This window comes from Pyrococcus woesei (assembly GCF_050496105.1).
GTDB lineage: Archaea > Methanobacteriota_B > Thermococci > Thermococcales > Thermococcaceae > Pyrococcus > Pyrococcus furiosus.
This window is the reverse complement of record NZ_CP179867.1, coordinates 1,284,681-1,296,447: the sequence shown is the minus strand read 5'-3', so window position 1 is coordinate 1,296,447 and position 11,767 is coordinate 1,284,681. Positions and strand designations below refer to the sequence as shown.

Below are 11,767 nucleotides of genomic sequence, written 5' to 3'. Positions count from 1 at the left end.
TTAAAACAATTTTCAAGTTAAAAAAGTTTTTCTCTTGAAGAATGTTAAAGTTTGAGGATGCCAAAGCTAAAACATTGTATTGCCCATATAAATTCTCAAAGGCTTCTACCTTTAGCTTCTCTTCCTCGCTGAACTCCTCCAGGTTGTAAAAGGTTCTGAAAGAACTTTCTAATACTCCATTGGAATAAAAGGAGTTCCTATGATGAGCTCTTAGGGAAAAAATTCTTCTCTAGGAAATTCTATCTATAATCCCAATAATTCCGTAAGCTTCATGAGTTTGTTTCTTAACTCTATATCTAAAGGAGTCAAGTCTGCATTTCCCAGGAGGGGCCAGATGAGGGAATCAATGTGGAGAGGCGGAACACCACTCTCCTGACCTATCTTCATCCAGAACTTTGTCGGCTTCTCTTGAGTTAATTTGGATGTTACAGACTTTATTCTCAAATCTTCAGGAATCGGAATCTCCATTGGGTAGGGAATGAACCTTGAGAACGCTATTCTGGAGGCATAGCCAAACATCTTAACTGTAAAAACTATAGTCTTGCTGTCTTCTCTGCTTCCCATAATCTTTATCAATGCCTTCCAAAGCATTTTCATATTCTTGTAATATCCCTCCAGATCTTTGAGAGTTAAGGTAGATAAAAAGCCCTCAACCTTCCTAATCCTGTTTAACTTTGCCTCTATAAGTCTTCTGTTGTTCTTTGATTTGGGTAAAAACTCACCATAAGCTTTCCAAATAGAATCAACCTCTCTTCCTGAAAAGTACCTAGCAAACTCCCACCACCAGTCCTCTCCTCTCCCAGTTAACTGATAGCTAACTAGAGAATTTGCAATAACCAGCTTTATGAACATCTCTGGATCTTGATGGCGAAAAAGGTATTGGAGAGCGTAAAACTGCCTGTCAACCTTTTCTTCAACTTCTTTGGCCCCCTCAATTCCTATGCCCTTTATAATTTCAACTAACTCTCTCATAGTTATCACCTACTGGCTCACTGACTTTATTAGCCTCTCTAGGAATAGGCTTTCTCCCTTAACCTCAGCTCCTCTGTTCCTGGGAATTCCCAGTTCTATCTTTGCCTTAATTCCTTGTTCATCCAAGAATTCGGCAACTCTGGAGGCAACCCTTTGATACTCTGCCCTTTTTATTAGCCCATAAACCGTTGGCCCCCAACTACTCTGGCCAGCCCCATAAGTTATCTCATTCAAAAATTCAACTATCAGCCTTATATCCTCCCTAAACTCTCCCCCCTGAAAGTCGGAGAAGGACGAGCCTACAAGAGTTTGAATTGTAGAAAGATACCTTCCAAATTCCTCAATGTTTTTCTCAGCCAGAGCTGGAAGCAGGCCAAGGAGTATTCTGTAGGAAATCTCTTTTGCAATAGAAGCACTACCAAAAGGTTTTTCCATTATTTTCTGTTCTTCTTTTTCGTCAAATCCCCTCTTAACCTGTGGAATAACTAGTAGGAACGCCCAATCCTCTGGAAAGTCTTTCCTTACGAGTAGGGGAGGAACGGAGTCTTTAACGCCTCCATCAACTACAAATCCTCCATACTTAAAGGCATAAATTCCAACCCCGCTATTTTTTCCTCTACCTAAGATTTTAGCTACCTCTTCAACCGGAACATCTTTGTGAAGTAGCTTTAAGATTCCCATCGCAATCCCTAGAGTTAGTTGAGTGGTGGAGCCTAAACCAATGTGCCTGGGAATCGATTTTCTGACCTCAATGTAAAAGCCAAAACCTGTGTCATATTCAAAGTTTAACTTTTCTATAGTCTCCTTAATGGTTTCCTTGTCTTCTTTTTCTGCTTCAATCTTTAAGCTATCCGCAGGAGTTATCCTAATTTCATATCCACCCTCTAAGGCAACCCCTAAGCTCCCAAATCTCCTCCCTAAACTTCCTGTTGGATCTATTATTCCCAGATGGAGCCTTCTTGGAGTTATTACTAACATCCTTATCCCCCTAAAAATTTATTTCGGGAAATTAAAAACGTATGGGGTAGGGAAAACTTTATAAGTTGCATCATAAGGATGATATTTCGGGACGGAGCGGGGGTTGCCGAGCCTGGTCAAAGGCGCGGGATTGAGGGTCCCGTCCCGTAGGGGTTCCGGGGTTCAAATCCCCGCCCCCGCACCAGCAATATTTTCTTCCAAATAATTAGTAATTGATATCCAGATCCCTTTCTTGCTCTTTTTAGTTGTGGTTTTCTAGTCAGCCTGATAAATTTTTTCTTGTACATTAGAACTTGACATATTGTATGTTAGCCTGATTCAAGAGGGAATTCAATATAATAAATAAAACACTTGGAAGAAGTAATTAAACAATTTTGTGCATTTTCCTCCCTCCCTGTATATAACTTCTAAATGTGCTCAGGTTTTCCAAGAATATCTCTTTAGCCCTTTCATTGACAAATGGATTTTTCTCTGGCCTTTTAACAACTCCCTCATATGCTGAGAGTAATCCTATCGGGGTTATTTCTATCACCCTCTTAAAGTCTTCGAAATCTCTTTTGTATGGATAGCAGAGCCAGACTTCATCAAATATGCTCCCTTCTATCTTCTCCCCTTTGTACTTCATGTATGGATTTAAAAGGTACATCATGGCCTCTCCTATGGCTTCATATATGTTTGCCTTTTGGATAATCCCCTTATTGGAGCGGTATCCTTTCACTTCTATTCCTATTATATGATTTTCCCTCTCATTTACTGCTATTATATCGGCGTCTGGTGAAAAATAGATAAAAGGATCCCATTCATCTCCACTTAGAGCATTCAACTTCACATCCATTAAAACATAGTCAAAATTTTTTGAGAGAGCTAAGATTAACGCGCGCTTTATTTCCTTCTCTCTTTCTCTAGGTTCGACAATAGTTTTTGGCTTTGTTTTTTCAAGCATGTTTAGTAAATTCCAGCCTTCCCTCAATAGAGCTTTTAGGAATTCAAATATCTCATCTTTATCAGCCAAAGCTAGCAACGTTACACCATTTTCAACGACAGCTATTGTTCCTGCTACATAAATATTTCCTGATCTACTCTTAAATTTAGAAGAAACTGTATCACAATGTAAATCGAGACCCATTTGGAGTAGCTTGTTGCAATTAGACAAAATCAAACTTGAATATGGTTTTAAATGGTTGTCATACACATAGGCTTCAGATATTTCTGCTTTCCTAGAGTACCACTCCGGAACCCAGTGTCTTACTGGTATTTCCTCATAATTTATGTTATGTAATTTCTTTATGTCTTCCAAATAATTTAGTATTTTTTCATGAGTTTCTTTCTCATAACACGGGGCATAATACCTCAGGTGCACTTAATAACACCCAAAATCGCTTTACCTAATCAAAAATTTAAAATTTGCCTTATGAAATTGGGATATGGTCTTTTTAATATTTCATAAAGCTATGATTCCACATATTCACTTTTCTGAGACACACTGGTACCTTTGATTTTTCTCAATTTTCAAAATGTAGCTTCTCAATTAAGAAGCATTGAGAAATCCGAAATTATTATTAAATTCTCTGTGTAAAATCATTACCATGATGCCTGAGGCATTCTTGGAGTTAGGCAGTGAGATGATCTTATGCTCAGAGAAGGAGAAGTGTGAAGGTATAAAGAATTCCAAGGATGAGGGCATTATTCCAAGGGTTCTAATCCTTTCTACACTTCAAGGCGAGCCTTCCAGAGAAAAAGCAAAAATTGGTATTTTTGGAATAAATCCAGGCCCCCACTTACCATTTGAAAGACTTTACTACACAGACATCCTGAAAAAGCATGGATTATTTACTTCAGAATATAGCAAAAGTAACGCCATCAAAGCTTTTAAAGAAATCCATGACACATGGGTCTCAGAATTTATCAAGAACTACCGTAACTATCCTTTCCACTATAAATACTTTGCAAACACACTAGAATTCTTAAAGAAAGCAAAAGACTGTTTTAATTTACGGGAGGAAGTACAATTCTGTTTGGAGAATTAGTATACTGTGAGAGTGAAAATGTTAGAGTCCCACTACCTGCAGAAACCCTACAAAACTGCATAGGGAAGTTTTTAGGTCGCGTACTTGATTTCATAGCGGGGGACTTAATTTTATGTTTGGGGCGAGAGTCCTACGAAATTATGAAAAAGTTGGCTAAAAAGAAAAAAATATACAAGAAGATTTTTCCCGACATAGCTGAAAAGCTGAGAAACAAGAAGATACTTGGAGTATACCACTCCAGTGGAAGTCCTAAGTTCTATTCGTACTTTAGGAATAATAAGAAGTGTGTAACTGAAAAGATCTCTCAACCCTGAGCTTTGTGAAATAATAAAGAACTTCCTAAAGAGTAACAAAAAATATGGGTTTATAAAAGAAGAAGACAGCACTTTAAAAATAGTAGAATAGGAGCTGTATTTCCAGGGAAAAATTACAAAAATTATTTAATTGAGTTCTTTAGTACTTTCTTTGCTTCCCTTAATGTTCTTCTATCAAATTTTCCTTTCCTTGCAAGGTTAACAAACGCTTCAAATGAATCTTTAGGCAAAATACATTCTAGCAAGAAGTATACATTTCTATATATTTCTTTTTGCTGTTCCCATTCAAGTCGGCTTAAATAATTCTTAATTTCTCTTTCCCACTGCTTAAAAATACCATCATTTATGACTTCATGATTAAAGAGCCCATTAATTCTTTTAAATTGAGCTCTACTAATTTTTACACCTTTAACACCTAGTTGATCGAATTTAATGCTTATTCTAATGTTTCCCTTTTTGTTCTTCATTATTTCATAGATCGTACTATAAAACTCATGATGAAAACTTCTAATACATTTGTCCATATCCTCCGGTGTTGTATGAAAACTTGGATGATAATGGACTTTACGATGACACCTTCTACAGAGGGTTACTAAATTATCCAAGGTGTTATTTAGAATATTTCCATCCACATGGTGAACCTCTAAATATCCGTATCCGCACACTGAACATCTATAATTATTTCTTTCAAGAACAACCTTTCGGAGATGTTCAGGAGTACTTGCTTGCTCTTTTTCTATTTCCTCCTCGATTTCCTTCATTATTGCATCCCTAACTTTCTCTTGGATCCTTGATATAACACCAAAAGGACGAGTAAATCCCTGTATAATCTCTCTTCGGATTTTTTCTTCATTACTCTCTACAATTTTTTTGAAACTGAAATCTATAACAACTTCAATAGGATTTTTAGAAAGTTCATCGAGGAAATCCTCGAAAGCTTGTTTAATGCTTTCCATCCTTTCCTTTTGGTGAAGTCGATAATGACATTGTTTGCACAAAACTATCAAATTTTCTAAATTCTTGTTCTCTACATTCCCGTCCTTGTAATGAATATCGAGATAGCTGTGATCACAAATTCTGCATTTATACCCATCTCTCTCCAAAACCTTTTCCGCAGGTGGGGGTGGACACCTTCATTTCCCATGTCTTTTCCCTCAAATTGTTGTTGACTCGTCTACTTATTGTGAGTGGAAGGTTTTAAAGTCTTCTTTTTTTGGTTAAACATTACTCTGTTAAAGTCATTACAGCCAAATCTCGGACAAGGTTAGGCCTTCAACTTGCAGATGCAAGAATTAACGAACTCTTTAATATGATACAGGACAAAACTCTTCGCAGAGACCCTTTATTAATATCAAGGAGGCTAGTCCCCTCCTGGGCAACACTCAACTCCTTTATGTTATATTTTGGTCTAATCCTAGCTAAGGAGGAAGTGAGCATCTCCTGTACTTTGGAAAGCGCTACTTAATAATTTTGATTCTCTTTGCGGCCCCAGGAACTAGGCCTAGGACTTTTGAATCTATAACAACTGCGTCTCCTCCTAATTCCTCAAGAATTTCTATCTTGATATTAGAGACATGCGTAAAAGGCCCTTCCTCTTCCATTTCCTTTTTTAAGAGATTTGAAAGAAAGTTATAAGCCTCTCTGCCAAAAAGGATTATGTCAGGGTTAAAGCCATCCATTTTCAGTTCGTTCATCTTTTCCTCTATCTCACCTAAAATTCTGATCAAGTCTCCCCTGGTGCTCATAGTCTAAGGGAACATAAACAAGAATAAAAATGTTTCTAAAGTCGATCAAGACACTGTCAGGATAAGCAGTGGGACGTTAGGTTTAAGTTTCTGATACCTCTTCAGAAAAGGGGAGAGAAATGAGGACTGAAACCATTATTTACTTACTGGTTTCAGTCTTAAAAACCTTTCGCCGGAACAAAATCCCAGCAAAAAAGAAAACCAGGGCAATAAACCTGTACCTGCACGGACTAAGTTACAGACAGGTAGGAACAATCCTCGAAATCAGCCACACAACAGTCTGGGAAACAGTCCAAAAATTCGCGAAAGCAGTTTACCAGCCGAAAATCCTCGCAGTCAAAAAACAGAGAAACTTCATCGCAATTGACGAGACAGTGATAAAGATCAACGGCCAGAAGAGATTTCTCTGGGCTGCAATCGACGTTGAGAGCAAAGAAATCCTAGCAGTATGGATTACAAGCGTTAGGAACTGGTGGATTGCCAGGGACTTCATTCTAGTTGTTTTGAAATCCTGCGAGGGACAGCCAATTTTCCTGGTTGACAAAGGGCCGTGGTATAAATCAGCGTTTAAATCTCTCGGGCTGGATTATCTGCATGTGACTTTCGGGCCGAGGAACTGTGTTGAGCGCTGGTTTAGGACTGTTAAAGAGAGAACAAAGCGTTTCTGGAATAACTTCAGGGCTAGAGACTGGAGGAGGGTTCACAGGTTTGTTTTTCTGTTTTCATTCTGGTATAATTTTGTTAGAATTCATTCTCGGTTTGGTGGACCGCCTGGTGATGTGACTGAATGGCTTCAGGAGGTGATACCCCAGTTATCCTGACAGTATCGTCGATCAAATTAGGAATAATTATTATATTTTAATAGCTTCTGTTATAGTGATATTCTCGAAAATTTTATAAAATTTATAGTAGCATAATTTAAATGGTGATTATATATGTATTAAAGAAAACAAAAGTATTATGGTGTAGGATTGTGGGTAATAGTTTTATTTGTAATAATAGCTGCTACAGCGACATACTACACAAAGATGTGCTATGGCTATTGTAGGGAGTGCCCAATCTTGTGTAGTACAGGTGGAGGTATAATGTCCGACTGTGGGCCACAGACAAAAGCAACTATTTCAGGAGTTGAGATCAAATGCCTCTGTGAATGTATGCCAGATAATCCTACAGATCCAGCGCTTCCAACTGCGATAGGAGGTGATTTCGTGTGGTAAGATCTAAAAAACTATTTTTTGCCCTAGCCTTGGTTTCGGCAATACCCTTAGCTCTTTCATTTTCTATTTTAGTTAGTTATTTGTTGGCAATCTTCATTTTGACTACAAATAAAATACCACCCGGGCAGGGCATTCTATTTAATGCAATAAATGAGCCATATTATGTCTCAGTAAAGGTAACTCCAATAACAAGAATCCTATGTTATCTTTTGGGGGTTGTGAGCTCAATAAAAATCCTTAGAAGATTTAGGAGGTAATGAAAGTGAGAATAGTGGAAATATTAAGATACCATATTTTGGTATCTATAAAAAACTATAATTATCTCGCTGGGATGATCTCTCTTATACCATTAACAATCTTCTTAAAAGGTAAGATTATCGAAGACATAATAGTTTTTGCCTTGTTAGGTGCAATTCCACTTCTCTTTTCAAATTCCTTTGATCCTAAGAAAACTGGAGTGATCCTCAAATATAGACCCGACACTGATCTCATTGTGCTATTTGTCTCAGTAGTTATAAATCTCCCCTCCATCCTTAGTTGCTCCTATCTTTACCCAGGTTTTTTGCCCTCCAATATTATTGTATTTGCCGCTTTATCTATACTTCCACTGTCTGTTTCATTTAAAATTAAGTGCATAGCCACAATTCTTGGTCTCCTAGCAATTAGTGGTAGAAAGATGACTCTGATAGGTTATATCATCCTCGTAATTGCATACTTGGTAGCCTCTGTTCTAAAAGATAGGCTGATAAGAGTTTATCTAGTTAGAAACATCTATATTTCTACCCTTTCCTTTGAAATTAGGGGAATCGCTATTATTCTCTCTATAGTTTTCACACTTATGGCCCAGCACCTGAGAATGCAAGGAGTGAAATTTGGGTGTGGAGTTGGAGCATTTAAAGCCTTGTTACCATTACATATCATTGTAGATAAGCAAAAATTCTATATTATAGAGAGGATTGCAAGTACGCTAGTTACTATATGCATAACTGCCCCTATGATTTGGCCTTTATTCCTGGTTGGTGATAGTTATGTTGATTCTTATATAGCCTATCTCCACTATCTAAAACCAGAGAACTATTTAAGAAGACTAATAAAGGAAATTCTACTCTTCTTGATTTCGCTAATTGTTCCGTTGACATTTTATTCCTTGGCAATTCTTGAAAGGGAGTATTTAGGGACACTATATATCTTATTTTTCATGTTAGCGATAAGTAGAGTTGTATTATCAATAACATTGCCAAGTTTTGAAAGAAACAGCTTCCTATTTCTGTATCTAATTATCCTGGGTGCTCCATTTATTATAAGGAAAATTATTCCTATGTGGGTAATTCCCTTGTTAATTCTTATCTCTCCACTTGCATATTTTGTGAGGATAAAGCTAGAAAGGGTGATAAGAAATGTCTAGGCAATTTTTAAATTTCATAAAAATGGTAAGCATATATGTAGGATTTCTTGTAGCTCTAGTACTTTGGATTAGTTTTCTTATAGGTAAAATAACAGGGGAATTCACTAATTGCTATATGAAATCTATAGTGAAAAATGTAGTGTTGCCACTAGTTGGAGCGGTATATGTTCATGAAGTTCTTCAATATCTTCCCCTAATGACACCTGTAAAAGTAACTATAGATTTCAAGAAATTAATGTTTGTGTGGGAACCGACAGTGGAAGTTAGTTCAATTAGAAAGTTGTGTGGCTGGATTCTTGGATTCATAGCTCCCTTCATTATAGGAATAATATTGGTTAGCAAAGGAAATGGTATTGCTGCAATCCCCCTCCTTTTAGTATCTATTTCTGGAATAATAGGAATTTGGGAGGGATGGGAATGAAACTTGAGATTAGAGATCTTAGTGTTGGTTATGATAAACCAGTTCTCGAAAGAATAACAATGACCATAGAGAAAGGTAATGTCGTGAACTTCCACGGTCCAAATGGGATAGGAAAAACCACACTTTTAAAAACAATATCAACATATTTGAAACCCCTCAAGGGAGAAATAATTTATAATGGAGTCCCTATAACAAAAGTTAAGGGCAAAATATTTTTCCTTCCTGAAGAAATAATCGTGCCCAGGAAAATAAGTGTTGAGGATTATTTAAAAGCAGTGGCCAGTCTTTATGGAGTTAAAGTTAATAAAAATGAAATTATGGATGCACTTGAATCCGTGGAGGTCTTGGATTTAAAGAAGAAGCTGGGAGAGCTTTCCCAGGGAACAATTAGAAGAGTTCAATTGGCATCCACCTTGCTAGTGAATGCCGAGATTTATGTTCTTGACGATCCAGTTGTTGCCATTGATGAGGACTCAAAACATAAAGTCCTAAAGTCTATCCTCGAAATTCTCAAAGAGAAGGGCATTGTTATCATCTCCTCAAGAGAAGAGCTCTCCTATTGTGATGTGAATGAGAATCTCCACAAGTACTCAACAAAAATAGATAAAAAGGATTAAAGTCTAACCACGTGGACTGAGCAAGATATGCATGGATCATAAGCCCTAACAACCATCTCAGCCAGTATCTTTAACCTTTCTGGATCGTCATTGTAGTGCTTTTCTGCCATCATTCTTACATGTTCTTCCATCATTGCCAAGTTGAATGCTGTAGGTGTTATTATGTCGGCATAAGAAACCCTTCCATTCTCAACTTTGAGGGCATAGACTAAGATTCCCCTTGGAGCCTCAGTCGTTGAGACACCAAAGCCGTCCTTTATCTCAACTTCATCCCTGGGCTTAATTGGCCACTTGGCGAGAGCCTCGTCGAGCAGATCTATTGCCCTCTCTATAAAGTAAACTATTTCGAGGGCCTGGGCTAAGTTATTTGCAAACGGATTTGTTCCCTTTAATAGGTCTTTGTTTGCCTCATACAGCTCCTTGGCCTTGCCGTATAGGAGGTCAGCATTGTTAATAACTCTAGATATAGCCCCAACCATGAAGGGTCTGCCCTTGTAGTGACTGTGCTTTGCAAAACTGTGTTCAACGACGAACTCCTTTATATAATCTCTGTACTTTTCACTTGGGAACTCCTCCCCATCACTTGCCTTTATGTAATCTCCATAAATTCCATAAGCATCTCCCCTCGGCTTCACGGCCAAGTGTGTTATTGGCCCTTCAACTTCGCTGTACTGCTCAAGCTTTGCAAATAACTCAAAAGTATACTCGGCAAGTGGTAGGGCTTCCCTAAGCTCGGCTTTCATTTTCTCAAGGACACTCTTCTCAGGGAGCTTTCCGAATCCGCCCAAAACCGCATTTTCTTGGTGTATGGCTCTTGACCCTAGAATGTCCATCATCCAGGTGCCAAGGTTCTTCAGCTTAAGGGCTATCTCTATCTCCCTCTTGTATTCATTCACCATCTTAAGTGGGCTCGAGTAGCCCCTGTAGTCGGGAAGAACTAGAAGATATAGGTGAAGGGCATGACTCTCTATCATGTCTCCGATGTATAGTACTTCTCTAAGGGCCTGTATCTCTTCCCTTGGGACAAAACCGACGGCCTTTTCTGCAGCCTCTAATGCGGTTAACTTGTGGGCGGCTGAACAGAATGAGCATATTCTCGGGTAAATGGCCAGAGCTTCCTCAAGCTTCTTCCCAATAGTTATGGCCTCAAAGAATCTGGGCCCTTCAATTATGTTTAGCTTGACCTCCTTGACTCCATCATCCCCAATTATTATCTCCACACCACCCTTCCCCTCAACTCTTGCTATATGATCAATGGTGATTGGAAGATAGAGGTTCTTCATTGTTCACCACCTGAGAATATTTTTTCAACCATTTTCTCAACCCTCTCATCATGTCCATTGAACATTTTCATTCTCTCAATTATCTCCTCTTTTGTCATCCCCTTCTCCTTGAACACCTTAGCTAGAGAGTCGAACCAAGCTACATCGTACCCTATTGCCCCTCTGCATCCTATACACGCAACTCCAAATCCTGGACATCTCGCGTTACATCCTGCCCTTGTTACTGGACCTAGACAGGGTTCTCCTTTCTCAAGAAGGATACATGGATGTCCATTGAGCCTACATTCTAGACAAACTGGATAATCTATATCCTCTGGCCATGAACCAATCAAGAATGTTCCCAGGGCGTAGAGGAAGTCCTTCTTCTCTGGTGGGCAACCGTAGATGTTGTAGTCAACTTTTATGTATTTTGAAACTGGTTCAGCCTTCTTCGGTTGGAACTTGACTTTTGCGTCTCCATAAACCTTCTTCCAGAGCTCTTCTAATGGCTTTTCACTCCAGCTCTGAACTCCTCCTTGAACAGCACAAGCTCCAACCGCAACGACGATCTTTGCATTCTCCCTAATTTTTTTCACGAGTTCAACTTCTTCCTCAGTTGAAACGCTTCCTTCTATAAAAGCTATGTCGACCTTTTCATCCTCAATGCTATCTCTATCAATCATGAACCAGCAAACTATTTCAGCATTTGGGATAAGTTGTAATAACTCGTCCATCATAGCTAGCTGCAATTGACAGCCGTAGCACGAGGTTAATGCGTAAAATCCAATCCTAACTTTTCCCATTTTCCT

Annotated in this window: 14 protein-coding genes and 1 tRNA gene; 8 read left to right on the top strand and 7 right to left on the bottom strand. The window is 38.5% G+C overall.

Translation table 11 applies throughout. The features are described 5' to 3' along the window. Positions 1-243: 243 nt before the first annotated feature. Together ACMFNG_RS07175 and ACMFNG_RS07170 are read right to left on the bottom strand one after the other, a co-directional pair. Positions 244-972: an N-glycosylase/DNA lyase gene (locus ACMFNG_RS07175; RefSeq protein ID WP_014835272.1), complete on the bottom strand. Its 729-nt coding sequence runs from the start codon at positions 970-972 to the stop codon at positions 244-246. Between the two features lie 9 nt (positions 973-981). Next, a complete protein-coding gene (locus ACMFNG_RS07170; RefSeq protein ID WP_011012039.1) occupies positions 982-1,950 on the bottom strand; it encodes a beta-ribofuranosylaminobenzene 5'-phosphate synthase family protein in 969 nt (322 codons plus the stop codon). Positions 1,951-2,046: 96 nt separating this feature from the next. Between ACMFNG_RS07170 and ACMFNG_RS07165 the strand changes: the two genes are divergently transcribed. After that, a tRNA-Leu gene (locus ACMFNG_RS07165) sits at positions 2,047-2,134 on the top strand. A gap of 180 nt (positions 2,135-2,314) precedes the next feature. Here the strand turns inward: ACMFNG_RS07165 and ACMFNG_RS07160 are convergent. Beyond that, the gene (locus tag ACMFNG_RS07160) at positions 2,315-3,310 is read right to left on the bottom strand and encodes a hypothetical protein (protein WP_011012038.1); all 996 of its coding nucleotides are present in this window, start codon (positions 3,308-3,310) and stop codon (positions 2,315-2,317) included. Positions 3,311-3,536: 226 nt separating this feature from the next. On the opposite strand from ACMFNG_RS07160, the gene ACMFNG_RS07155 reads away from it, so the two are divergent. Both ACMFNG_RS07155 and ACMFNG_RS07150 read left to right on the top strand, forming a co-directional pair. Continuing rightward, positions 3,537-3,977: a hypothetical protein gene (locus tag ACMFNG_RS07155; protein WP_014835271.1), complete on the top strand. Its 441-nt coding sequence runs from the start codon at positions 3,537-3,539 to the stop codon at positions 3,975-3,977. A 140-nt stretch (positions 3,978-4,117) separates the two neighbouring features. Further along, positions 4,118-4,291: a hypothetical protein gene (locus tag ACMFNG_RS07150; RefSeq protein WP_014835270.1), complete on the top strand. Its 174-nt coding sequence runs from the start codon at positions 4,118-4,120 to the stop codon at positions 4,289-4,291. A gap of 122 nt (positions 4,292-4,413) precedes the next feature. On the opposite strand, the gene ACMFNG_RS07145 is transcribed toward ACMFNG_RS07150, so the two are convergent. Both ACMFNG_RS07145 and ACMFNG_RS07140 read right to left on the bottom strand, forming a co-directional pair. Then, the gene (locus tag ACMFNG_RS07145; protein WP_014835269.1) at positions 4,414-5,247 is read right to left on the bottom strand and encodes an HNH endonuclease; all 834 of its coding nucleotides are present in this window, start codon (positions 5,245-5,247) and stop codon (positions 4,414-4,416) included. A gap of 501 nt (positions 5,248-5,748) precedes the next feature. Further along, entirely contained in the window at positions 5,749-6,036 is a 288-nt protein-coding gene (locus tag ACMFNG_RS07140) for a family 4A encapsulin nanocompartment shell protein (protein ID WP_011012034.1), read from the bottom strand. Between the two features lie 119 nt (positions 6,037-6,155). On the opposite strand from ACMFNG_RS07140, the gene ACMFNG_RS07135 reads away from it, so the two are divergent. The 5 genes from ACMFNG_RS07135 to ACMFNG_RS07115 all read left to right on the top strand — a co-directional run bounded on the left by ACMFNG_RS07135 (position 6,156) and on the right by ACMFNG_RS07115 (position 9,696). Then, positions 6,156-6,857, top strand: a complete 702-nt coding sequence (locus tag ACMFNG_RS07135; protein ID WP_011011653.1) for an IS6-like element ISPfu5 family transposase — start codon at positions 6,156-6,158, stop codon at positions 6,855-6,857. 389 nt (positions 6,858-7,246) lie between these two features. Beyond that, positions 7,247-7,510 (top strand): hypothetical protein, encoded by a 264-nt coding sequence (locus tag ACMFNG_RS07130; protein ID WP_011012033.1) that lies wholly within the window; start codon positions 7,247-7,249, stop codon positions 7,508-7,510. A 74-nt stretch (positions 7,511-7,584) separates the two neighbouring features. Then, a complete protein-coding gene (locus tag ACMFNG_RS07125) occupies positions 7,585-8,658 on the top strand; it encodes a hypothetical protein (protein WP_430515130.1) in 1,074 nt (357 codons plus the stop codon). Further along, positions 8,651-9,079 carry a hypothetical protein gene (locus ACMFNG_RS07120; protein ID WP_011012031.1) on the top strand — a complete coding sequence of 143 codons (429 nt, stop codon included), beginning with the start codon at positions 8,651-8,653 and terminating at the stop codon, positions 9,077-9,079. Before ACMFNG_RS07125 ends, ACMFNG_RS07120 begins: the two co-directional genes overlap by 8 nt. Next, on the top strand, positions 9,076-9,696 hold the full coding sequence (locus ACMFNG_RS07115) for an ABC transporter ATP-binding protein (protein WP_011012030.1): 621 nt from the start codon (positions 9,076-9,078) through the stop codon (positions 9,694-9,696). Before ACMFNG_RS07120 ends, ACMFNG_RS07115 begins: the two co-directional genes overlap by 4 nt. Here the strand turns inward: ACMFNG_RS07115 and hydA are convergent. Beyond that, positions 9,693-10,979 carry an NADPH-dependent hydrogenase/sulfhydrogenase 1 subunit alpha gene (gene hydA, locus ACMFNG_RS07110; protein WP_011012029.1) on the bottom strand — a complete coding sequence of 429 codons (1,287 nt, stop codon included), beginning with the start codon at positions 10,977-10,979 and terminating at the stop codon, positions 9,693-9,695. The two genes, ACMFNG_RS07115 and hydA, sit on opposite strands and share 4 nt — an antisense overlap. Next, a complete protein-coding gene (gene hydD / locus ACMFNG_RS07105) occupies positions 10,976-11,761 on the bottom strand; it encodes an NADPH-dependent hydrogenase/sulfhydrogenase 1 subunit delta (protein ID WP_011012028.1) in 786 nt (261 codons plus the stop codon). The genes hydA and hydD overlap by 4 nt, the downstream gene beginning before the upstream one ends. Between the last annotated feature and the right edge of the window lie 6 nt (positions 11,762-11,767).